This window comes from Streptosporangium sp. NPDC002544 (assembly GCF_040295965.1).
Classification (GTDB): Bacteria; Actinomycetota; Actinomycetes; order Streptosporangiales; family Streptosporangiaceae; genus Streptosporangium.
In genome coordinates this window covers 61,076-83,144 of record NZ_JBEOWJ010000005.1, presented here as the reverse complement: position 1 = coordinate 83,144, position 22,069 = coordinate 61,076, and the positions used below count along the sequence as shown (strand labels likewise).

The window sequence follows — 22,069 nt, the reverse complement described above, 5'->3', positions numbered from 1 at the left end:
AACGTGGTGCTTGAAGGGCTGAATGCGGCTCACTACGTTCGGGTCCGTGAGTAATGCGGAGGGCACTCGGACGGTAGCTCAGAGCGATGACACCGAGACGGCCGGCGCGGAGGCCGTCCCGGAAAGCACCCCTGACCCGCCACCCCCCACCCCCTCGAACCCGGCACCCCCGCGGCGACCCGAACCCACGGGTTCGGCCGGTCCTGCGGACCCCGCCGAGCATCCGGGTCCGCAGGAATCCTCGGTCTCCTCCCCCCGGCCGGACTCCTCCGAGCCCGGCCTTTCCGAACCCGACCTCGCCGAACCCGACCTCTCCGAGCCCGGCCTTTCCGAGTCCGGTCTTTCCGAGTCCGGTCTTTCCGAGCCGAGGGCGGCGGCTCCGGGGACGTCGGCGCCACCCAGGCCGAACGGCGTGGCCCGGCTGCTGTGGCAGAACCCCGCCCGGGTGGGGTTCGGGGTGCGGCGGTTCCGGCTGGGGCCGGCTCGCGAGCGGCTGGAGGGCGCGGAGCGGTCGTTCACGGCCGGGTTCAACGCGGTGCTCTCCGGGGAGGCCGAGCGGATCGACGACCTCCGCGAGGACCTGCGCGGTTTCGCGTACGAGGGCGCGGGCATGGCCTGCGCCACCCTCGACGTGCTCACCCTCACCGGCGGGCGCCGCCTGCGGGAGCTGCTGAGCGGGCCGGGGATGCGCTACCCGCACCTCATCCATATGGGCACCGGCCGGGCGTACGCCCGGATGCGGTTACGGCCGATGTGGGGCGTCCGCTCGGTGCACCCGTTGCTGCGCTGGCTGGCCCACGACGGCTTCGGCTTCCACCAGGGTTTCTTCTCCGCGGACCGTACGGTGGGACGCCAGCGGACGGCGGGGCTCATGGATCGGACCCGGAGAGCGATCTTCGATCAGGGACTGGGGCGGATGCTCTGGTTCCACGAGTGCGCGGGGGCGGATGACGTCGTGCTGCGCATCGCCGAGTTTCCCGCGGGGCGCCGCGCCGACCTGTGGAGCGGCGTGGGTCTGGCCGCCACGTACACCGGGGGTGCCGGCGCCGCGGACCTGGGGCGGCTGGCCTCCGCCGCGGCCGAGGACGGTTTCCGCGCCCACCTCGCCCAGGGGTGCGCCTTCGCCTGCGCCTCCCGGCTGATATCGGCCGTGGTCCCCGAGCACACCGTCGCCGCCGCACCCGTGCTGTGCGGGGCCGAAGTGGACGAGGCGGCGGGCTGGACCGACACCGCGCTCGTCGCGCTGGGCCACAACGCGCACAGCGGCGACCACTACCAGGCCTGGCGGGCGGGAGTCCGGAAGGCCTGGGCACGGCGCGACCGCGACCTGTGACCGCGGCTCGAAGGAGTGGTGCGGACGATGCCGGACCACGCCACCGTGAGCCGGTCGCGGCCGAGATCGTCACCTGCGGCTCGAAGGGGCGGTGAGAGCGATGTCAGGGGTTCGCAGGTACGCGGCGGGAGTCCTCGCCCTGATCGCCGCCGCCGCCGGGTGGAGGCTGACCGGCCTGCCGGACACCTCGGTCGCGGAGACGTCGGCCGACTTCTCCTTCCACGCGAGGCCGCTCGGGCCGCCCCCGGGACCCGGTGACCGCACCCTGCGGCCGGTCGCGGCGGGATACGCCGGTCTCCAGGGCTGGGTGTCGTCGCTGGGCGCCGGGGTGGCGCTGTTCGACGTGGACAACGAGGTCGTCGCCGACGACCTGTGCCTGGTCGATCCCCGCCATGACACGGTGACCGTCAGGCGGGCACCGGGGACCCCCCGGGGCTACCGGCCGTTCACGCTGGTCCCCCCGGATCGCAGGCGGTACGAGGCGCCGGCCGGGTGCCTGCCCGCCGACCTCGACCAGGACGGCTGGCAGGACCTGGTCGTCTACTACTGGGGCCGCTCCCCCTCGCTCTTCCTGCGCGTGCCCGGGGTACCCCCTTCCGGAACCGCCTTCCGCCACCGCTCGCTGACCACGGAACCGGAGATCTGGAACACCAGCGCCGCCACGACCGGTGACTTCGACGGGGACGGCCGCCTCGACCTGGTCTTCGGCGACTATTTCCCCGACGGCGTCCGGGTGCTGGGCGACGGTTCCCCCAACGACGGTTCCCCCAACGACGGCGATCCCGACGACGGTGGCCCCGGCAGTGCGGTGATGCCCGACTCGCTGTCCGCCGCCGCCAACGGCGGCGGCGCCCGGCTCTACCTGGCGAGCGGACCGGCGCGGTTCACCGAGGCCGAGGGGGTGTTCGACGAGATCGGGAACGGAGGCTGGATCCTGGCGCTGGGCACCCAGGACCTGGACGGCGACGGGCGGCCCGAGCTGTACCTGGCATGCGACTTCGGCCCCGACCGGCTGCTGGTCAACGAGTCGGTGCCCGGCCGGATCCGGTTCACCGAGGCCAGGGGCACCAGGCACCTGACGACTCCCGCCTCCAGGGTCGTCGGCCGCGACTCGTTCAAGGGGATGGGCGTCGGCTTCACCGACCTCAACTCCGACGGCAGGCCGGACATCCTGGTGAGCAACCTCACCGAGGACTACGCGCTGCACCAGAGCAACTTCGCCTTCGTGTCCCGGCCCGGCGACCTGCACGGGGGGCACGCGCCCTACGACGACCTCAGTGAGGAGCTGGGGCTGAGCCGCAGCGGCTGGTCCTGGGACGTCAAGGCCGCCGACTTCGACAACGACGGCGACGACGAGATCATGCACGCGACCGGGTTCGTCAGGGGTGAGGTCGACCGGTGGGCGCAACTGCAGGAGGCGGCGTCGGCGAGCGATCCGTTCCTCTCCCGCCCCGCGCTCTGGCCGAGCATCCGGGCCGGGGACGACCTGTCGGGCCGCGACACCAACACCTTCTTCACCAGGGGTGAGGACGGCCGCTACGCGGACGTGGCCCGACGGGCCGGGGTCGGCGGCGACAGCGACGGCACGGTCAGCCGGGCCTTCGCGGTGGGCGACGTCGACGACGACGGGCGACTGGACTTCGCGGTCGCCAACCAGTGGTCGGAGTCGGTGCTCTACAGCAACCACGGCCCGACGGCACCGTTCGTGGGCCTGCGGCTCCGTCTCCCCGCGGGCCCCTGCCTCCCATCCCCCACGCCGCGCTCCGGACCGGAGCGGCCCGCCCTGGCCCAGCCGGGCCGGACACGGCTCCGTCCGGCGCGCCGGGAGTGGACACGTCCCGGGCTGACGCGGCCCGCCATCGGGGCCGTCGCCACGGTGCGCCCGCCCGGCGGGGTCGCGCGTAGCAGGCAGCTCTACCCCGCCAACGGGCACAACGGCTTCTCCGCGCCCGAGCTGCTGTTCGGCCTGGGCGACCACCTGCCGGACTCCCCCGTCCCCGTCGAGATCTCCTGGAGGGACGCCTGCGGCGGCACCCGTACCGCGTCGGTGTCCCTGGAGCCCGGCTGGCACCGGATCCTGCTGGCCGACGGCCACGCCTCGGAGATCCGCCGTCCGTGAGCGCCGCCCCGCCCCCCGAGACGGCGAAGTCCAGGATCTCCGGCCCGAACCGAGGCAGAGCGCTCCGGCGGTCGGCGTGCTCCCTCACCCTGATCACCGTGCTCGGGCACACCGTGCTCGGCTTCGAGCAGTCCCCTCTGGCGCCGGTGGCCGGCGCGCTCACCGGCGTGACCACCGAGTTCGTGCTGGAGACCGTGGAGGCGTGGGCATGGCGGCGCCCGGCCCGCTACCTCGGGGTGCCCCGCGACCGGGTCGCCGACTTCTTCCTGCCCTCCTACATCCGCGGTCTGCTCTGCGCGATGCTGCTGTACGGCAACGGGCATCTGATGCCGATCGTGCTCGCCGTCCTGATCGGCGTTGGCAGCGCGTACCTCTTCCGCGTGCGGGCGCCGGAGCCGGCGCGAACGGCGGATGGGGCGGGAACGACGAAACCGGCGAGGCGGACCGGCGAGGACGTGCCCGGCGCCGCGTTCCTGAATCCGGTGGCCTTCGGGATCGTCGTCGTGCTGCTGCTGTTCCCGTGGGTCGGCCTCGCCCCCGCCTACCAGTTCACCGCGTGGGTCTCGGGTCCTTTCGACCTGATCGTGCCGCTGGCCGTGCTGGCAGGGGGCGTGCTGGCGAACGCCGGACCCACCGGCAGGATGCCGCTGGTCCTGGGCTGGGCGGGCGGGTTCGCCCTGCAGGCGTGTCTCAGGGGCGGTCTGGGCGACGTGTCGACGGTCAGCGCCCTACTGCCGATGACCGGGACCGCCTTCGCCCTCTACACCGGCTATGTGATCACCGATCCGGGCACGTCCCCGGTCAGGGCGCGCGACCAGGTCGTGTTCGGCCTGGCCACGGCGGCGGTCTACGGGCTGCTGGTCCAGTTCCACGTCGTCTTCGGGCCGTTCCTCGCCCTGGTGATCGTCTGCGCGGGCCGGGAGCTGAAACGGCTCCGCCGCCCGCCCGGCACCGGGCGCCCCGCACGGGGTGATCAGCCGATGCCGGGGCCGATCCGTTCGAGCACCCGCAGCGAGCCCTCCTGCCGGACCTCCCTGAACGCGCCGGAGGCGAGCGCCCGCTGGTAGACGCGGTACGGCGCCTGCCCGCCCGTGGCCGGGTCCGGGTAGATGTCATGGAAGACCAGGGCGCCGCCCTGCATGACGTGCGGTGCCCACCCCTCGTAGTCCCTGGTCACCGGGAGTTCGGAGTGGCCGCCGTCGATGAAGAGCATCGCCAGCGGGGTGTTCCACAGCCCGGCGACACGCTCGGACCTGCCGACGATCGCGATGACCTCCTCCTCGAGACCCGCGGAGGCGATGGTGGTGCGGAAGGTGGGCAGCGAGTCCATCTTGCCGAATCGGGGGTCCATCAGGGTGGGGTCATGGTGGGCCCACCCGGGCTGGATCTCCTCGGAGCCCCGGTGGTGGTCCACCGTGAAGACGACGGACCCGGCCTGCCGGGCACCCGCGCCGAGGTAGACCGCCGACTTCCCGCAGTAGCTGCCGATCTCGCAGATCGGGCCGCGCGGGCCGTACTCGACGGCGGTCTCGAACAGCGCGGTTCCCTCCTCATGCGGCATGAAACCCTTGGCGTGCTGGGCGGCGTACAGCAGGTCGGCGGGCATGGTGGCGTTGCTCATCACAGCAGACTACCCATACCGAACAACATTCCGATCAGCCCTTGCCCGACCTTGTGGAACGTGTTCTACTTTGCACCGTGAACCAGCGCGCCCGCATCGTGATGTCCGACGACGAGGTGACGGCTTTCGTCGGTGAGTCGCGGAAGCTACAGCTCGGCACGATCAACCCGGACGGCACCCCACATATGGTGACCATGTTCTACGGGTTGACCGAGGACAAGATCTCATTCTGGACCTACGGCAAGGCCCAGAAGACACTCAACATCCAGCGCGACGCCCGAGTGAGCTGCCTGATCGAGGCCGGGGAGGAATACTCCGACCTGCGCGGCGTACTGGTGTACGGGGTGGCGCGGAGGATCGACGACCCCGAGGGCATCCTCGGCATCGGCATGAACGTGGCCAGACGGATGGCCGGGATGCCCGACGCGGAGGAGTTGCTCACCGAGTACGTGACCTACACCGGCCGCAAAAGGGTCGCCTTTGTGGTCGAGCCCACTCGTGTGATCTCTTGGGATCACCGTAAGCTCGCCATTCCCGGCTAGGAGGCCCGTATGAAAATCAAAGTCGACTATCTGGTCTGCGAGGCCAATGCGATCTGCATGGGACTCGCCCCGGAGGTCTTCGAACTCGACGACGACGACCAGCTGCACCTGCTGCTGCCTGAGCCGCCGCCGGAGATGATGGACCGCGTCCGGCACGCCGTGCGGTCCTGTCCCAAAGCCGCACTCTCCGTTGAGGAGAACTAGGAGGTCCCCCCATGCGTGGTGCGCTTCTGCATGCCGTCGGCGACGACAAGCTCGACATCCGCGATGACTTCACCCTCGCCCCGATGGGCCCGACGGACGTCCGCGTCAAGGTCAGGGCCACCGGTGTCTGCCACTCCGACCTGTCGGTGATCAGCGGCGTGCTGCCCATGCCGCTGCCGGTCATCCCCGGCCACGAGGGAGCCGGAGAGGTCGTCGAGGTCGGCGACCACGTGACCACGGTGCAGCCAGGCGACCACGTCATCATCAACTGGACCCCGGCCTGCGGCACCTGCGCGAACTGCCTGGTCAACCAGCCGTTCCTGTGCATGACCTACGTGATGGACAGCTTCGTCAACGCCCGCTTCCGCTACGGCGGCGACACCCCGGCGTTCGGCATGGCCGGGTGCGGCACCTGGTCCGAGGAGATCGTCGTGCCCTGGCAGGGCGCGATCAAGGTCGACCCCGAGGTGCCCTTCGAGGCGGCGGCCCTGATCGGCTGCGGGATCACCACCGGCGTCGGCGCGGCGCTCAACACGGCCAGGGTGAAGGCCGGCTCGACGGTCGCCGTGGTCGGCGCCGGCGGCATCGGCCTCTCGGTGATCCAGGGTGCCCGCATCTCCGGCGCCACCACGATCCTGGCGATCGACCCGCTGGAGTCCAAGCACGCCCTCGCCAAGAAGGTCGGCGCGACCCACGCCATCACTCCCGACCAGCTGATGGACGCGCTCGGCACGCTCACCGGCGGTGCCGGGTTCGACTACGGCTTCGAGGCCGTCGGCAAGTCCGCCGCCATCATGACGGCCTGGCAGGCGACCCGCCGGGGTGGCGACATGATCGTGGTGGGCGCGGGCGCGATGGACGACAACGTCCCGCTGAGCGCCTTCAGCCTGCTGTTCGAGGGCAAGAACATCCTCAGCTCGCTGTACGGCGGCTCGGACGTCCGGCGCGACTTCCCGTTCTTCGCGGGACTCTACAAGGCCGGCAAGCTCGACCTGGAGAGCATGATCAGCTCCCGCATCAAGCTGGCCGACCTCAACGACGCCGTGGCGGCGCTCAAGGGCGGCGAGGTCCTGCGCCAGATCGTCGTCATGGACTGAGCAGCGCCCGGAACCGAGCCCACGCACCGGGTCACCGGGCCGCCCGCCTGAGCAGGGCGTGCCGGTGACCCGGTGCGGGTCACCGGCACGCCTCCTGTCACCCCGTCCGCGGAGACGTCCCGGCAGGCGAACGGCTCACCCCGGACACGCCTCCGGCACGTCGGCCCTGAGCGCCTCAATCGGAGGAGAAGGCCGCGTCGAAGGCGGCCGAGGGCGGGGTGATGGCGTTGAGCCTGCGGATCACGGCCAGCGCGTCGGGGGCGCCGTCCAGGCGGTCCATGCCCGCGTCCTCCCACTCGATGGAGATCGGCCCGGTGTAACCGATCGCGTTCAGCGCGCGGAAACAGTCCTCCCACGGCACGTCGCCCCGGCCGGTGGAGACGAAGTCCCAGCCCCGGCGCAGATCGCCCCAGGGCAGGTGCGAGGCCAACCGGCCGCGGCGGCCGTCGCCGGTGCGGACCTTGGCGTCCTTGCAGTCGACGTGGTAGATCCGGTCGGCGAAGTCCAGGATGAAGCCGACCGGGTCGATCTCCTGCCACACCATGTGCGAGGGGTCCCAGTTCAGCCCGAACGCGGGCCGGTGCCCGACGGCCTCCAGGGTCCGCACCGTGCTGTGGTAGTCATAGGCGATCTCGCTGGGATGCACCTCGTGGGCGAAACGCACCCCCACCTCGTCGAAGACGTCCAGGATCGGGTTCCACCGGGCGGCGAAATCGGCGTAACCGGCCTCGATCATCGCGGGCGGCACCGGCGGGAACATCGCCACGGTGTGCCAGATGGACGATCCGGTGAAGCCGACCACGGTGTCCACACCGAGTCTGGCCGCGGCCCGAGCCGTGTTCTTGATCTCCTCGGCGGCGTTGCGGCGAACCTGTTCCGGCTCGCCGTCACCCCAGACGCGGGCGGGCAGGATGGCCCTGTGCCGCTCGTCGATGGGATGGTCGCAGACGGCCTGGCCGACCAGGTGGTTGGAGATGGCGTGCACGACCAGGTTGTGCTTGGCCAGGATCTCCCGCTTGCGATCGATGTAGCCGTCCTCGGACAGCGCCCTGTCGACCTCGAAGTGATCGCCCCAGCAGGCGATCTCCAATCCGTCGTATCCCCAGCCCGAGGCCAGCCGGCAGACCTCCTCGAAGGGCAGATCGGCCCACTGGCCGGTGAACAAGGTGATCGGCCTGCTCATACGTCCTCCACACGGTTGATGGACCTGTTCTCACCGGGGCGTGCGCCGGGTGGCGCGCCCGCGCGCTCGGCGCGTGGGCGCGCCACACCGGTGACCGGCCCGTTCACATCTGCTGTACCGCTGTCAGCCGGCTCTGGTCGGCGGCGCTGCGCTCGACCGCGGCCAGCACGCGCTGGACCCGCAACCCGTCGTCGAACGACGGGGACGGCGCGGTGCCGGAGGCGATCGCCTGTACGAAGTCCTTCACCTCGTGGGTGAAGGTGTGCTCGTAGCCAAGGCCGTGACCCGGCGGCCACCACGCCCCCGCGTACGGGTGCCCCGGCTCGGTGACCAGCACCCGGCGGAACCCCGCCTCCTCGGCAGGCAGGGCGTGGTCGTGAAACCAGAGCTCGTTCATGGCCTCGAAGTCGAACGCCACGCTGGCGGCCGAGCCGTTGATCTCGATGCGCAGCGCGTTCTTACGCCCGGTGGCGAACCGGGTGGCCTCGAACGAGGCCAGCGCGCCACCGCTGAACCTGCCGATGAACAGCGCCGCGTCATCGACGTCCACCTCACCCGTCTCGGCACCGCCGCCGACGCCGGCCGACAGTCCGGCCGAGGTCTCGGCCAGCGGGCGCCGGGTGATGAAGGTCTCGGTCAGCGCCGAGACCTGCGTCAGGTGCTGACCGGTGATGAACTGCGCGGTGTCGATGATGTGCGCGCCGATGTCGCCCAGCGCCCCGGACCCGGCGAGCTCCTTTCGCAGCCGCCACACCAGCGGGAAGTCCGGATCGACGATCCAGTCCTGCAGGTACTGCGCCCGCACGTGCCGGATCTCGCCCAGCCGCCCCTCGGCCACCCAGCGGGCGGCGAGCGCGATCGCGGGCACCCGCCGGTAGTTGAACGCCACCATCGCGTAGACCCCGCGGGCCGCGGCCGCCCGTGCCGCGTCCGCCATGGCCTCGGCCTCGGCGACCGTGTTGGCCAGCGGCTTCTCGCACAGCACGTGCTTGCCGGCCTCCAGCGCGGCGATCGCGATCCGCGCGTGCGAATCACCGGGGGTGCAGATGTCGACCACGTCGACGTCCTCACGGGCGATCAGCTCGCGCCAGTCGGTCTCGACCGCCGCCCAGCCCATCTGCTCGGCCGCCCGCGCCGTGCCCTCGGCCGAGCGGCCGCACAGCGCCGCCATCACCGGCCGGGCCGGCAGGTCGAAGAAGGCCGGCGCGCTACGCCAGGCCTGGGAGTGCACCCGGCCCATGAACGCGTAGCCGACCATGCCGATGCCCAGCCTCGGGCGTTCCCCCCCTGCCGTTCCCGACGTCGGCCCCGGTGTCGGCGTCGGTCCGGGCGCGGCCTCGTCCGCCTGAGCCATCAGGACTCGAATCCCAGCGGCAGGTAGGCGTCCACGTTCTCCTTGGTGATCGTCTCCGAGGCCAGGGTGATCGACTGGGGCACCTGGTTCTCCACCAGATCGCTCATCCCCTTGCCCTGAGCGATCAGGCGGGCCAGCTTGATCGCCGAGGAGGCCATTGTGGGGCTGTAGGTCACCGTCGCCTCCAGCACCCCCGTTCCCGCCTTGATGTCGCGCATCGCGTTGGCCGACCCGGCGCCACCGACCATGAAGAACTCGCTGCGCCCGGCCTCCTTGATCGCGGCCAGCACGCCGATGCCCTGGTCGTCGTCGTGGTTCCAGATCGCGTCGATCTTCTTGTGCGCCTGCATCAGGTTCGCCGCGACCTTGGTCCCCGACTCCACGGTGAACTGCGCGTCCTGCTTGGCCGTCACCGCGAACCCATACGTCTTCAGCGCGTCCTCGAACCCCTTGCTGCGGTCCTGGGTCAGCGGCAGCGTCGCGATGCCCTGGATCTCCAGGATCACCGGGTCGGCCACCCCCTTGTCCTTGAGCTTCTTGCCGATGTAGTGGCCGGCCGCGACGCCCATGCCGTAGTTGTCGCCGCCGATCCAGGTGCGGTACGACAGCTTGTCGGGGAAGACCCGGTCCAGGTTGATCACCGGGATGCCCGCGTCCGAGGCCTGTCGGGCGATCTGGTTGAGCTGCTGGCCGTCGTTCGGCAGGATCACCAGGGCGGCGACCTTCGCCGCGATCAGCGACTCCACCGCGGAGATCTGCGCGTTGATGTCGTTGGTCGGCTCGACCGGCTTGAACTCGATGTCGGAGTACTGCTTGGCCGTGGCCTCGGCGTTCTTGGCGATCGCGGCGATCCAGCCGTGATCGGCCGCGGGCGCCGAGAAGCCGATGACCACCTTGTCGCCGGGCGCCTCGTTACCGCCGGTCGCGGCCGCCGGCGCCGGCGCCGTGCTTGCCGCGCCGGCCGGTGCGGCCACCTCGTTGCCGGTGCACGCCGTCACCAGCGCACCCGCACCGATGACCGCACCGCCGAGCAGGAAACCCCTGCGAGCGACGTTCTCTGTCATGACCCTGCTCCTTCTTGGGGGGAAACTTGGGGGGAGGCGTGACGCGCCCCGCGGACCCCTGACCGGTCCGCGGGACGCGGGTCCAGGCCCTGTCTGGCGGATCTTGCCGCGGCGAGGACCGGCCGGCCTCTCGCGAGGCGGCGGAGGGAGCCGCGGCGTGCCGCGGTGACCGGCGGCAACGTGGCGAGACGCCGCCTGACCTCGGGGTGCGGAAGATCCACCAGACAGGGCCTAGGTCCGTGAGGTGAGGGCGCGCCGCTGGAGCAGCACGGCCACCACGATGATCAGGCCCTTGGCCACCAGCTGGTCGCTGGTGTTGAGCCCGTTGAGAATGAACAGGTTCGTGATCACAGTGAAGATCAGCAGACCCAGGATCGATCCGATGATCGACCCGCGTCCCCCGGTCAGCAGCGTGCCGCCGATGATGACCGCCGCGATCGCGTCCAGCTCGTACAGGTCTCCGTGCGTGGAGGAGCCCGTCGTGGTCCTGGCCATGATCAGAACCGCCGCGATCCCGCAGCACAGCCCCGACAGCGCGTACAGCAACACGGTGTGGCGGCGCACGTCGATGCCCGCCAGCCGGGCCGCCTCGGGGTTGCCGCCCACCGCGTAGGTGCGCCGGCCGAACGTGGTCCGGTTCAGCACCACCCACCCGGCCAGCACCACCAGCGCGAAGATGTAGACCAGCACCGGGATGCCCAGCACCCTGGTCGTCGACAGCTCCACGATCATCTCGTTGCCCTGCTGCACCAACTGGGTGCGCCGGTCGGACATCCGCTGTGCCAGCCCCCTGGCGGCCACCAGCATCGCCAGCGTCGCGATGAACGGCACCATCCGCCCGTAGGAGATCAGCAGCCCGTTGACCAGGCCCGCCCCGGTACCGACCAGCACCGCGCACACGATCATCACGAGCGGGCCGTAGGACTGGGTGGCCAGCGTGGTCGCCCACACCGACGCCAGTGCCATCACCGCGCCCACCGACAGGTCGATGCCCCCACCGATGATCACGAAGGTCATGCCGACCGTGATCACCCCGATGGTCGCGGCCAGCGACAGGATGCTCACCAGGTTGGAGGTGGTCGCGAAGGTGTCGGGCACCGTGACCAGGCCCACCACCGCCAGCAGTACCAGCGCGACCACCAGCCCGAGGTGGCGCGTCTCCCCGAGACGGGCCAGCGGGCTCACCACGACGGGTTTACGGACCGACGCCTCGACGCGCTCGTCCGAGGACGACTTCACCGGAGCCCCACCAGGGTGTTCTCGAAGCGACGAGAGATGACGTTCATGAGGACCTGTCGGTTCCTTTCACCAGTCCCGGTGCTCCCGGTCGAGAGGGATGTCACAGGGCACTCCCTTCCATGATCATGTCGAGGACGGCGTGCTCGTCCAGCTCACCGGCACCGGCCTCACGGATGACCCGGCCCTCCCGCAGGACCAGCACCCGATCGGCCAGCCCCAGCACCTCGGGCACCTCGCTGGAGACCAGCAACACCCCGATCCCCTCATCGGCCAGCCGCCGCACCAGCGCGTACAGCTCCGCCCGAGCCCCCACGTCCACCCCCCGCGTCGGCTCGTCCAGCAGCAGCAGCTTGCGGTCGTTGAGCAGCCACCGCGCCAGCACCGCCTTCTGCTGGTTGCCGCCGGAAAGCGTCTTGACCGGCCGCTCGGGATCGGCCGGCCGGATGTCCAGGGCCCGCACCATCTCCCGCGCGTCCGCGGCCTCGCGGCGGCGGTCCATCCATCCCAGCCGCGAGTAGCGGCCCAGGCTGGCCAGGCTGATGTTGCGCGACACGCTCTGGTCCAGCAGCAGGGCCTGCGCCTTGCGCTCCTCGGGGGCCAGCCCCATCCCCAGGCGGACCGTGCCCGTCGTACCGCCCCCGCGTACCGGCCGCCCTTCCAGGAGCACCTGCCCCGAGAACCTCCGCGCCCCGTACACCGCCTCGATGATCTCCGAGCGGCCCGAGCCGACCAGTCCGGCCAGCCCCACGATCTCTCCCGCCCGCACCGAGAACGACACGTCGGTGAAGACGCCGGGCACGGTGAGCTTTTCGACCCGCAGCACCTCGGCCCCCGCGACGCGTTCCGCGCGGCGCGGTGGGAAGACGTACTCGACCTCGCGGCCGGTCATCAACGCCACCACCCGCGAGGTCGGAGTCTGCTTGGCCGGCAACCCCACCGCGACCGTACGACCGTCCTTGAGCACCGTCACCCGGTCCCCGATCTCGCGGATCTCCTCCAGCCGGTGCGAGATGTAGACCACCGCGACCCCCTGAGCGGTCAGCTCCCGGATGATCCGGAACAGGTTGCCCACCTCGTCATGGGCCAGTGCCGCCGACGGCTCGTCCATGATGATCAGCCGGGTGTCGTGCGACAGCGCCCGCGCCATGCTCACCACCTGCTTGGCCGCCGGCGACAGCCGTCCCACCTCCGTCGACGGGTGGATCTCACCGTGCCCCAGCCGGGCCAGCAGTTCCCGCGTCGCCCGCGCCGCCCTTCCCCGTCCGACGAACCCCAGCCGGGCCGGCTCGTGTCCGAGGAAGACGTTCTCCGCCACACTCAGCCCGTCCACCAGATCGAGCTCCTGGTAGATCGTGGAGATGCCGAGCCTGATCGCGGCGATCGGGCTCGACAGCCGCACGTCCGCACCGTTCAACGTGATCGTGCCCTCATCGGGCTGATGAGCGCCCGCCAGGGTCTTGATCAGGGTGGACTTCCCGGCACCGTTCTGGCCGAGCAGGCAGTGCACCTCACCGGGCAGCACCTCCAGGTCGACACCGTCCAGGGCACGCACGCCGGGGAACTGCTTGACGATCCCCCGCATGCGCAGCAGGGGGGTGGCTTCGGACATGGGGCCTCACTGGTTCGTCGTCGGGCCGAGAGGACGTGGTCGCCGCAGGCCCCGCCCGCTCCGCCAGGTGCGGCTCGATGAGCCGGTCGGGCTCGGCGCGCGAGCGCGCCCCGCACGCGGCGGTCGTGGTGGCGCGTGCTCTCCGGCCGAACGGTGACCCGACTCACAGCACCTCCTCGCCCGGAGTGGGATGTGCAGAAGCTAACCCCCTTTGGCTAGGTTTGTGAAGAGCTTTTAACTAACAGTCCGTCGACTTTTGCAGGAATCAGCAAAAGTCCTGGCCCTGCCCCCGGTGCGGACAGCAGAAGGGGCGCCCCCGGCGTGGGAGCGCCCCTTGAGCCTCAGGACCGCCGGAACGCGGCCTGCGGCGTCAGAGCATGGCCTTCATGGAGGCGGTCGCCTGCCGGCCGAGGGTGGTCGGGGTCAGGTACGGCTGCTCGGCGAGGATCGCCTGCCAGTTGTCGCGGATGTCCTCCACCGTGTGGTCGTCCTGCCGCCAGCCGGGCCCCTCGGCCACGAACACCCGGGCGATCCGGCCACCGCCGACGCTGAAGACCTCGCCGCTGGTCTCACAGGCCTCGTGCGCCAGGAAGGTCACCAGGGCGCTGACCCGCTCCGCGGTGAACTTGGCCTCGAACTCGGCGGGGAGGAGTTCCTCGGTCATCCGGGTCCAGGCGATCGGCGCGATCGCGTTGGCCTTGATCCCGGCCCTGGCCCCCTCGATGCCGAGCGTCTTGGTGAGGCCGACCAGGCCCATCTTGGCCGTGGAGTAGTTGGCCTGGCCGAAGTTGCCGAACAGCCCGGCGGGCGAGGAGGTGTTGACGATCCGGCCGTACCCCTGCTCCTTGAGGTACGGGAACGCCTCCCGGCTGACCAGGAACGAACCGCGGACGTGGACGGCGAGAACCTGGTCGAACTCCTCGACGCTCATCTTGCCGAAGGACTTGTCCCGCAGGATGCCGGCGTTGTTGACGACGATGTCCAGCCGCCCGAAGGCGTCGATCGCGGTCTGGACGATCGCCCTGGCCCCCTCGGGGGTCGCGACGTTGTCGGTGCTGGCGGCCGCCTCACCGCCGTTCTTCCTGATCAGCTCGACCACCTCGGCGGCGGGTCCGGTGGAGGCCCCCGTTCCGTCCAACGCCCCGCCCAGGTCATTGACGACCACCTTGGCACCGCGCTCGGCGAGCGACAGCGCGTGCGAACGGCCGAGACCGTGTCCGGCACCGGTGATGACCGCGACCCTGCCGTCAAACCGCAGCTCTGACATCCGCAACCCTCCTACGAGAACATAATTCTGGTCTCTTGAACAATAGCTTGCTTGGCCCCGGCGGTGCCATCGCGGATGCCCCGGCCCCCCGGCGCGACCGGCGGCACTCCCGGAAGCGACCGAACACCTTCCGGATAAAGGCACCAAAATCCCCCAGAGCGGTAACCAAAAAATAGGAGATCATTGCGCATAGTAAGCGAGCGTGTTAATTTCTGCTAAAGTTTCTGCCCCATACGGGCGAGGGTCAATGATGACACCCCTCATTTTCCCAACAGGGCCCCGCCCAACAATTCGGGCTGGAGGCCCATATGTCCTTATCGCCGCCCCTGCGCGTGGTCCAATGGGCCACCGGCGCAGTCGGCAGATACTCCCTGCGCAGCGTCATCACCCGGCCGGAGTTCGAACTGGTCGGGGTGCTGGTCTACGACCCGGACAAGGTGGGACGGGACGCGGGGCTCCTCGTGGGACTCCCCGAGGCCGGCGTCCTCTGCACCGACGACGTCGAGGAGATTCTCGCCCTGGAGGCCGACTGCGTGCTGCACATGCCGCTGCCGACCTTCTACTTCGGCGGGGGTCATCCGAACGACGTGGAGACCATCTGCGCGCTGCTCGCCAGCGGCAAGAACGTCATCACCACCACCGGGTTCGTCTACCCCAAGTGCTACGGCCCGGCGGTGGTGGACCGCCTGGAGGCCGCCTGCCTGGCGGGAGGGACGTCCCTGCACGGCACCGGCGTCAACCCCGGCTTCATGAGCGACATGCTGCCGCTCACGCTGACCGGCCTGTCCAGCAGGGTCGACCACATCTACGTCCGGGAGTCGTCCGACTTCCGGGGGCACCCCTCCCGGCAGATCGTGGTGGATCTGTTCGGCTTCACCCGCTCGGCCAAGGACTACACCGCCGGAGTGCGTCCCTTCCGCGCCTTCCAGCGCTCGCTGTTCGCCGAGAGCGTCCAGTTCGTCGCCGACAACCTCGGCGTGACCCTCGACGAGGTCGAGGAGAGCGACGAGTTCGAGCTCGCCTCAGAGGAGTTCGAGATCGCCGCGGGACTGGTCAGGGCGGGCACCGTGTGCGCCTCCCGCTGGATGTTCAGCGGGCTTGTCCGCGGCCGTCCCCTGATGACCGTGGAATGCGTCTACAAGGCCGACGCCACCCGGGTGGCACGCTGGGCCGACCCCGGCTTCAGCGTCCACATCGAGGGCATGCCCCAGCTGATGCTCACCGTCAGCGAGATCTCCCACGGGCTGGCCGGCGCCGCCGCCCATGCCGTGAACTCCGTGGCCGCCCTCTGCGCCGCCCCACCGGGCATCCGTACCGCCCTGGATCTCCCCCTGACCACCGGCCGGGGCACCGTCCGCCTCGCCTGAGAAAGCCCCGAGGAGGCCCCGAGGAGGCACTGCCAGGCATCACGCGGGCGAGCCCCGTGGCAGGCCGGCCGTACGGCGACCGGGGCACGCGAAGCCGCCGATTAGAGATATCCGGTATTTAACACTTTTGACGAAATAAGCAGATTCTCCGCTCGGGCCCGCGCACCGATCACCCGCTGTGCACCCGCGCCTCCGCGTCGCGTTCACCCATCCGGAAATCGGCCATGGAATTCATCGGGGCACCGAAGGTCGGAGCTCACGGAAGGGAACGCTCCATCACGGGACATCCCCTTGCCCGACCAAACGGAAATTCCCCTCAACAATCAGGAGTGAGGGGTGAAACGCCCAAAACGACCCTGGTGGTACAGGAGCGGGCGACCGCCGGGTTCGAGGCTCGTCTCGGTGACGAGTCCGACGACCAGGATGTGATCACCGATGTCGACGGTGGAGTGGGGGGCACAGACCAGGTGAGCCGAGACACCGTCCAGCAGCGGGGCGCCCAGGTGCCCCGGGGCCCAGGAGGTGGGTGCGGCGAAGCGGTCGACGCCTTTCCTCGCGAAGCGCGCGGCCAGCTCGGCCTGATCGCTGGCCAGGACGTTCACCGCGAAGTGATCGGCCTGCCGGAGCCAGGGCCAGGTGCTCGACGACTGGTCCACGTAGAAGGAGACCAGCGGGGGCGCAAGGCTGACGGATGCGAATGAGGTGGCCGTGAGACCGACCGGTACGCCCTCGAACTGCGCCGTGACGACGACGACCCCGGCCGCGTGAACGGCCAGCGCCTGCCGGAACCGCTCCGCGTCGACCGCTCGGCCGGACAGGGTCTCGGTCATGACACCTCTCCCAGGGACGGGTGGGGTACCGCCAAGATGCTCCACTTGGTCACTTTTCCCCCTTCGAGGAACAAAAGACACTTCTCAGAACCCATTAATGTCGCCATCTCTTCCCGGCGTCACGCGGGAGTCCGCTGCCCGAGCGCCGCCGCCACCTGCGGGCCGACCCGGTCGGCCCAGGGGCCGAGGACCGCGTCGAGGTCGGCGAGCTGCGACTCCAGCAGTGCGAGGCCCGGCGTGGGAACGACGGCGCCCAGCTCCAGCAGCAGCGGCCGGAAGTGGACCTCCACCGCCAGGGAGTGCCTGGCGTCTCCCATCACCAGCAGCGGGAGCGCGACGGCCGAGGCGAGGGCGCCACCCGGCAGCCGGTCGAGGAACGCCTTGAGCAGGCCGGTGTAGGTGGCCTTGTAGGTCGGGCTCGCCACCACCAGCACATCGGCACCCGCGAGGAGCTCCAGCGCGGCCTTCACCTCCGGCGCCGTCTCCGGGGCGAACAGCAGCGGAGCCAGGACCGCCAGATCGACGACCTCGGGAGCCTCCTGATCCCCGATCCGCCGGGCCACCGCCTCCGCCGCCGAGATGGCCACTCCGTGAGTGCGCGACCCGGGTCGCGGGTTTCCCACCACGGTCACGATGCTCATGAGGCCACCGGTGCTTTCTGGTCGAAACGGGTCAGATAGCAGCTCATACCGGACAAGCTACGCACCACTCCGGACTAAGTCAATATTTCCTACTGGTTTTGCATGAAACTCTCCAGGAGGCCCGGCTTCGCCGACCTCTTCAACCGAACCATGTTCTGTTCGGGATCCCGTACCGTCATACCATGAAGCTGGAAAAGGAGATCTCCGGCGACGGCCGCTTCGTCAGGCAGCAGAACCGGTTCACGACACGGATCGAGGCGGGCGGCGAGCATCCGCCGGAGCCCGGCCGCTACCAGATCTACGCCTCCTACGCCTGCCCGTGGGCGCACCGCTCGCTCATCGTCCGCGAGCTGCTGGGCCTGCGGGAGGTGGTCGGGGTGACGATCGTCGATCCGATCAGGGACGAGAAGGGCTGGCGGATACCCGGAGGTGATCCGGTGACGGGAGTGGAGTACCTCTCCGAGCTCTACCTGGCGACCGATCCCGGCTACCAGGGCCGCTACACGGTGCCCTGCGTCTGGGACATCGCCGCCGAGCGCCTGGTCACCAACGACTACCCGCAGATCACCCTCACCCTGGAGACGGCCTTCGCGCCGTGGCACGCCGAGGACGCACCCGACCTCTACCCCGAGGAACTGCGCGAGGAGATCGACGCGCTGAACGAAGTGATCTTCCACGGCCTCAACAACGGCGTCTACCGGGCCGGGTTCGCCCGCTCCCAGGAGGCGTACGACGAGGCGGTCACCGGCGTGTTCGCCACGCTCGACCTGCTGGAGGAGCGCCTGACCGGCCGGCGCCGCCTGCACGGCGACGTGCTCACCGAGAGCGACGTGCGGCTCTACCCCACGCTCGCCAGGTTCGACGCGGTCTACAACTCGCACTTCAAATGCTCGGTGCGACGGCTCGTCGACTACCCGGCCCTGTGGGCCTACGCCCGCGAGCTGTACGCCATTCCCGCGTTCCGCGACACGACCGACTTCGACCAGATCAAACGGCATTACTTCATGACGCAGACGAACGTCAACCCGAGCGGGATCGTGCCCCGGGGGCCGGAGATCGACTGGACCGCTCCCTGACACGGCCCCCGGAGGCTCTGAAAGTTTCATCGGGCAAATCGGTCATTCACCCGGTCAGCGGGCGGCCCCGGAGGGGGTTGATTGACTGTGGGCGAAACGCGCTGGAAACATCGGCACATCCTCATGGTGGGAGCGCTCCCATAAAGACGCTCCCGCCCAACGCTCCCACCGCGAGGCGCATCCCCCGCGTAAAGGACCCCCCGTGATCAGACCACCTGCCTGGCTCGCTCTCGCCACGGCCGCCGCCCTGGTGACCCTGACCCCACTGCCCGCCGCCGCGGACGGCCCCGAACAGATCGTCAACGGCACCTTCGACACCGGCACCGCCCCCTGGTGGAGCACCGGCAACACCGCGCTGGAGATCGAGGACGGACGGCTCTGCGCGGACATCCCCGGTGGCACCGCCAACCCGTGGGACGTCATCGTCGGCCAGAACGACATCCCCCTGGTCAAGGACGAGACCTACGAGTTCTCCTTCTTCGGCGTCGCGACGCCCGGCCGCGTCGCCAGGGCCCTCGTCCAGCTCCCGGTCGACCCCTACACCCAGTACCTGTCGGCCAACCCCGAGCTGAGCGTGTCGGGCAACGACTACCGCTACACCTTCACCTCACCGGTGGACCTGCCAGGCGCGCAGGTGGCGTTCCAGCTCGGGGGCAGCGCCACCCCGTGGAGGTTCTGCGTGGACAACGTCTCCCTGAAAGGCGGAGCCGAACCCGACGTCTACCGGCCGGACACCGGACCCCGCGTCCGGGTGAACATGGTCGGCTACCTGCCCGCCGGGCCGAAGAGGGCCACGCTCGTCACCGAGGAGACGGAGCCGGTGGGCTGGAAGCTCCGGCGCGGCGGGCAGGTCGTCGCCCAGGGCGACACCGTCCCGCGCGGCGTCGACGGAAGCTCCGGCCAGAACACGCACTCGATCGACTTCGGCTCGACCACCACCCCCGGCACCGGCTACACGCTGGAGGCCGACGGCGAGACCAGCCGCCCGTTCGACATCGGCGCCGACGTCTACGACGAGCTCAGGGGTGACGCGCTGAAGTTCTACTACACCCAGCGCAGCGGCATCCCGATCCTCGACACCCTCCGCCCCGGCTACGGCAGGCCCGCCGGGCACGCGGGCGTGGCCCCCAACCAGGGGGACGTCGAGGTGCCCTGCCAGCCGGGCGTCTGCGACTACACGCTGAACGTCAAGGGGGGCTGGTACGACGCGGGCGACCACGGCAAGTACGTCGTCAACGGCGGTATCTCCGTCCACCAGCTGATGTCCGCCTTCGAGCGCGCCAAGGCCGACGGCATCCACTCCGACGGTGATCTCAACATCCCCGAGAGCGGCAACGGGGTCCCCGACATCCTCGACGAGGCCCGCTGGGAGCAGGAGTTCCTGCTCAGCATGCAGGTCCCGGACGGCAGGCCACACGCGGGGATGGTCCACCACAAGATCCACGACGCCGCGTGGACGGGCCTGCCGCTCCTGCCCCACCTCGACGCGCAGCGGCGCGAGCTGCACCCGGTCTCCACCGCCGCCACCCTCAACCTGGCCGCCACCGCGGCCCAGGCGGCCCGGCTCTTCGCCCCGTACGACGCCGCGTTCGCCGCGCGCAACCTCGCCGCCGCCAGGAAGGCCTGGGCCGCGGCCAAGGCCGACCCCGCACGGTACGCCGACCCCTCCGACGGGGTGGGCGGCGGCACCTACGACGACAACAACGTGACCGACGAGTTCTACTGGGCCGCCGCCGAGCTCTATCTCACCACCGCCGAGAAGGAGTTCAAGGACTACGTGCTCGCCTCGCCGCACCACACCGGCGACATCTGGCGCGAGCGCGGCTTCGACTGGGGCAACACCGCCCAGCTCGGCCGCCTGCAGCTGGCCGCGGTGCCCAACGCGCTCCCCGACCGGGCACGGGTGCGCCAATCGGTGCTGGAGGGCGCCGACAGGTATCTCGCCGTTCAGAAGGCCCACCCCTACGGAGTCCCGTACAACCCGTCGACCTACGACTGGGGCTCCAACAACCTGGTGCTCAACAACATGGTCGTGATGGCCGTCGCCCACGACCTCAGCGGCGAGGCGAAGTATCGCGACGGGGTACTGGAGGGGCTGGACTACCTCTTCGGGCGCAACGCCCTCAACCAGTCGTACGTGACCGGCTACGGCGAGGTCGCCGCCAAGAACCAGCACAGCCGCTGGTACGCCCACCAGCTCGACCCGTCCCTGCCCAACCCGCCGCGCGGCACCCTGGCGGGCGGCCCGAACTCCAGCATCCAGGACCCGGTGGCCCAGGCCAAGCTCAGGGGTTGCGCGCCCCAGTTCTGCTACATCGACGACATCGAGTCGTGGTCCACCAACGAGCTGACCATCAACTGGAACTCCCCGCTCGCCTGGATCGCCTCCTACCTGGACACCCCTGCCGCCGCCGGGGTGTGCAAGGTGACCTACACCAACCACGGCCAGTGGCCCGAGGGGTTCAACACCCAGGTCACCGTCACCAACACCGGCAAGAAGGCCATCGACGGCTGGACCCTGAAGTGGTCCTTCCTCGGCGGCCAGACCGTCCGGCGGCACTGGAGCGCCGACATCTCCCAGGACGGCGCGACCGTGACCGCCAGGAACCTCAGCTGGAACAAGACCATCCGACCCGGTGACTCGGTCACCTTCGGCTTCATCGGCGCCGACGCCCCGGGCCCCAACCCCAAGCCGGAACGCCTGCTCCTCAACGGCACCCTCTGCGGATGATCGGCGCGGGGTGGCCGTCCAGTGGACGGCCACCCCGTCCTTCCCCACATCGCCGCGCACGCCACCTAAACTGGGGCCGTGATCGAGGACATCTGGGTGGACCCCGCCGTCAGCGCGCTCAGGCCGGACTTCGCGGTGCTGGTGATAGGGGTGTACGGGCTGCGCAACGGGCCGACGGACGACAGGTCGCGGGCCTGGCTGGCGGAGGCGGCCGAGAAGGCGGTGGCGGTCGACGACGCGAGGGTCGAGGCGTGGCGGGAAACATACCGGGCATTCGGCGCCAAGCCCCAGCGGACCCGGCCCTCGGTGGACGCCCTGGTCAGACGGATGCCGCCGCCGGAGATCAACCGGGTGGTCGACGCCTACAACGCGATCAGCATCAGGCACGGCCTGCCGATCGGCGGAGAGGACCTGACCCGCTACGAGGGGACGGCAAGGCTGGTGCGCGCGGCCGGCGACGAGCCGTTCGAGGTCGTCGAGAGAGGCGAGCCGGCGATCGACCACCCGGAGATCGGCGAGGTCGTCTGGCGTGACGACAGGGGGGTCACCTGCCGCCGGTGGAACTGGCGGCAGTGCGTCCGCACCCGGATCACCGAGGAGACGACGGACGCGCTGTTCCTGCTGGAGCGACTCGCACCCCTGTCCATCGAGGAGTTGCGGGCCGCCGGAGACGAGCTGGCCGGCCTGCTCGAAGATGTTACTCCGGAGATACAGACAGAGTTCCGACTGGTCGGATTGGATTGACGAAGCCCGCCGGATCCGGCTGACCAGGGACTCGGCGGGCAAAACGGC

The 22,069-nt window shown here is 70.2% G+C and carries 19 protein-coding genes; 10 read left to right on the top strand and 9 right to left on the bottom strand.

All coding sequences use genetic code 11. From position 1 onward, the window contains the following. Positions 1-412 precede the first annotated feature (412 nt). From ABT061_RS09055 to ABT061_RS09045, 3 genes are all read left to right on the top strand, one after another. Positions 413-1,333, top strand: coding sequence for a DUF1702 family protein (locus ABT061_RS09055; RefSeq protein ID WP_350914359.1), 921 nt, complete (start codon positions 413-415; stop codon positions 1,331-1,333). 100 nt (positions 1,334-1,433) lie between these two features. Continuing rightward, entirely contained in the window at positions 1,434-3,452 is a 2,019-nt protein-coding gene (locus tag ABT061_RS09050) for a CRTAC1 family protein (RefSeq protein WP_350914357.1), read from the top strand. Then, entirely contained in the window at positions 3,449-4,519 is a 1,071-nt protein-coding gene (locus ABT061_RS09045) for an enediyne biosynthesis protein UnbU (protein WP_350914355.1), read from the top strand. Before ABT061_RS09050 ends, ABT061_RS09045 begins: the two co-directional genes overlap by 4 nt. On the opposite strand, the gene ABT061_RS09040 is transcribed toward ABT061_RS09045, so the two are convergent. Beyond that, positions 4,426-5,073 carry a class I SAM-dependent methyltransferase gene (locus ABT061_RS09040; RefSeq protein ID WP_350914353.1) on the bottom strand — a complete coding sequence of 216 codons (648 nt, stop codon included), beginning with the start codon at positions 5,071-5,073 and terminating at the stop codon, positions 4,426-4,428. The genes ABT061_RS09045 and ABT061_RS09040 overlap by 94 nt on opposite strands. A gap of 77 nt (positions 5,074-5,150) precedes the next feature. On the opposite strand from ABT061_RS09040, the gene ABT061_RS09035 reads away from it, so the two are divergent. The 3 genes from ABT061_RS09035 to ABT061_RS09025 are packed head-to-tail and all read left to right on the top strand — an operon-like array spanning position 5,151 to position 6,916. Next, complete coding sequence (locus tag ABT061_RS09035) at positions 5,151-5,615, top strand: pyridoxamine 5'-phosphate oxidase family protein (protein ID WP_350914351.1); 465 nt, start codon at positions 5,151-5,153, stop codon at positions 5,613-5,615. Between the two features lie 9 nt (positions 5,616-5,624). After that, positions 5,625-5,819 (top strand): ferredoxin, encoded by a 195-nt coding sequence (locus tag ABT061_RS09030; RefSeq protein ID WP_030913934.1) that lies wholly within the window; start codon positions 5,625-5,627, stop codon positions 5,817-5,819. 11 nt (positions 5,820-5,830) lie between these two features. After that, positions 5,831-6,916: an alcohol dehydrogenase catalytic domain-containing protein gene (locus tag ABT061_RS09025; RefSeq protein ID WP_350914349.1), complete on the top strand. Its 1,086-nt coding sequence runs from the start codon at positions 5,831-5,833 to the stop codon at positions 6,914-6,916. Between the two features lie 175 nt (positions 6,917-7,091). On the opposite strand, the gene ABT061_RS09020 is transcribed toward ABT061_RS09025, so the two are convergent. From ABT061_RS09020 to ABT061_RS08995, 6 genes are all read right to left on the bottom strand, one after another. Then, the gene (locus ABT061_RS09020; RefSeq protein WP_350914347.1) at positions 7,092-8,099 is read right to left on the bottom strand and encodes a sugar phosphate isomerase/epimerase family protein; all 1,008 of its coding nucleotides are present in this window, start codon (positions 8,097-8,099) and stop codon (positions 7,092-7,094) included. A gap of 103 nt (positions 8,100-8,202) precedes the next feature. Next, on the bottom strand, positions 8,203-9,453 hold the full coding sequence (locus ABT061_RS09015) for a Gfo/Idh/MocA family protein (RefSeq protein WP_350914345.1): 1,251 nt from the start codon (positions 9,451-9,453) through the stop codon (positions 8,203-8,205). After that, positions 9,453-10,517 carry an ABC transporter substrate-binding protein gene (locus ABT061_RS09010; protein WP_350914343.1) on the bottom strand — a complete coding sequence of 355 codons (1,065 nt, stop codon included), beginning with the start codon at positions 10,515-10,517 and terminating at the stop codon, positions 9,453-9,455. Before ABT061_RS09010 ends, ABT061_RS09015 begins: the two co-directional genes overlap by 1 nt. Positions 10,518-10,748: 231 nt before the next feature. Further along, on the bottom strand, positions 10,749-11,756 hold the full coding sequence (locus tag ABT061_RS09005) for an ABC transporter permease (protein WP_350914341.1): 1,008 nt from the start codon (positions 11,754-11,756) through the stop codon (positions 10,749-10,751). A 100-nt stretch (positions 11,757-11,856) separates the two neighbouring features. Beyond that, positions 11,857-13,365, bottom strand: a complete 1,509-nt coding sequence (locus tag ABT061_RS09000; RefSeq protein WP_350914339.1) for a sugar ABC transporter ATP-binding protein — start codon at positions 13,363-13,365, stop codon at positions 11,857-11,859. A 370-nt stretch (positions 13,366-13,735) separates the two neighbouring features. Next, positions 13,736-14,632, bottom strand: a complete 897-nt coding sequence (locus ABT061_RS08995; protein WP_350914337.1) for an SDR family oxidoreductase — start codon at positions 14,630-14,632, stop codon at positions 13,736-13,738. Between the two features lie 308 nt (positions 14,633-14,940). On the opposite strand from ABT061_RS08995, the gene ABT061_RS08990 reads away from it, so the two are divergent. Then, the gene (locus tag ABT061_RS08990) at positions 14,941-15,999 is read left to right on the top strand and encodes an NAD(P)H-dependent amine dehydrogenase family protein (RefSeq protein ID WP_350914335.1); all 1,059 of its coding nucleotides are present in this window, start codon (positions 14,941-14,943) and stop codon (positions 15,997-15,999) included. Between the two features lie 323 nt (positions 16,000-16,322). Here the strand turns inward: ABT061_RS08990 and ABT061_RS08985 are convergent, their stop codons facing one another. Then, positions 16,323-16,829: a flavin reductase family protein gene (locus tag ABT061_RS08985; RefSeq protein WP_350914333.1), complete on the bottom strand. Its 507-nt coding sequence runs from the start codon at positions 16,827-16,829 to the stop codon at positions 16,323-16,325. 119 nt (positions 16,830-16,948) lie between these two features. Then, positions 16,949-17,470, bottom strand: a complete 522-nt coding sequence (locus ABT061_RS08980; RefSeq protein WP_350914331.1) for an NADPH-dependent FMN reductase — start codon at positions 17,468-17,470, stop codon at positions 16,949-16,951. A 182-nt stretch (positions 17,471-17,652) separates the two neighbouring features. Between ABT061_RS08980 and ABT061_RS08975 the strand changes: the two genes are divergently transcribed. From ABT061_RS08975 to ABT061_RS08965, 3 genes are all read left to right on the top strand, one after another. Then, on the top strand, positions 17,653-18,546 hold the full coding sequence (locus ABT061_RS08975) for a glutathione S-transferase family protein (protein WP_350914329.1): 894 nt from the start codon (positions 17,653-17,655) through the stop codon (positions 18,544-18,546). A gap of 202 nt (positions 18,547-18,748) precedes the next feature. After that, positions 18,749-21,277, top strand: a complete 2,529-nt coding sequence (locus ABT061_RS08970) for a glycoside hydrolase family 9 protein (protein WP_350914327.1) — start codon at positions 18,749-18,751, stop codon at positions 21,275-21,277. 78 nt (positions 21,278-21,355) lie between these two features. Further along, positions 21,356-22,021, top strand: coding sequence for a B3/B4 domain-containing protein (locus ABT061_RS08965; protein WP_350914325.1), 666 nt, complete (start codon positions 21,356-21,358; stop codon positions 22,019-22,021). Positions 22,022-22,069 lie beyond the last annotated feature (48 nt).

What these genes read in the sequence shown, in the direction of transcription:
- ABT061_RS09025 (WP_350914349.1), top strand. Translation starts at nt 5,831, where the DNA reads ATGCGTGGTGCGCTTCTGCATGCCGTCGGCGACGACAAGCTCGACATC.
- ABT061_RS09010 (WP_350914343.1), bottom strand. Translation starts at nt 10,517, where the DNA reads ATGACAGAGAACGTCGCTCGCAGGGGTTTCCTGCTCGGCGGTGCGGTC.
- ABT061_RS09040 (WP_350914353.1), bottom strand. Translation starts at nt 5,073, where the DNA reads ATGAGCAACGCCACCATGCCCGCCGACCTGCTGTACGCCGCCCAGCAC.
- ABT061_RS09030 (WP_030913934.1), top strand. Translation starts at nt 5,625, where the DNA reads ATGAAAATCAAAGTCGACTATCTGGTCTGCGAGGCCAATGCGATCTGC.
- ABT061_RS08995 (WP_350914337.1), bottom strand. Translation starts at nt 14,632, where the DNA reads ATGTCAGAGCTGCGGTTTGACGGCAGGGTCGCGGTCATCACCGGTGCC.
- ABT061_RS08980 (WP_350914331.1), bottom strand. Translation starts at nt 17,470, where the DNA reads ATGAGCATCGTGACCGTGGTGGGAAACCCGCGACCCGGGTCGCGCACT.
- ABT061_RS09020 (WP_350914347.1), bottom strand. Translation starts at nt 8,099, where the DNA reads ATGAGCAGGCCGATCACCTTGTTCACCGGCCAGTGGGCCGATCTGCCC.
- ABT061_RS08975 (WP_350914329.1), top strand. Translation starts at nt 17,653, where the DNA reads ATGAAGCTGGAAAAGGAGATCTCCGGCGACGGCCGCTTCGTCAGGCAG.
- ABT061_RS08990 (WP_350914335.1), top strand. Translation starts at nt 14,941, where the DNA reads ATGTCCTTATCGCCGCCCCTGCGCGTGGTCCAATGGGCCACCGGCGCA.
- ABT061_RS09000 (WP_350914339.1), bottom strand. Translation starts at nt 13,365, where the DNA reads ATGTCCGAAGCCACCCCCCTGCTGCGCATGCGGGGGATCGTCAAGCAG.
- ABT061_RS09015 (WP_350914345.1), bottom strand. Translation starts at nt 9,453, where the DNA reads ATGGCTCAGGCGGACGAGGCCGCGCCCGGACCGACGCCGACACCGGGG.
- ABT061_RS08985 (WP_350914333.1), bottom strand. Translation starts at nt 16,829, where the DNA reads ATGACCGAGACCCTGTCCGGCCGAGCGGTCGACGCGGAGCGGTTCCGG.
- ABT061_RS09050 (WP_350914357.1), top strand. Translation starts at nt 1,434, where the DNA reads ATGTCAGGGGTTCGCAGGTACGCGGCGGGAGTCCTCGCCCTGATCGCC.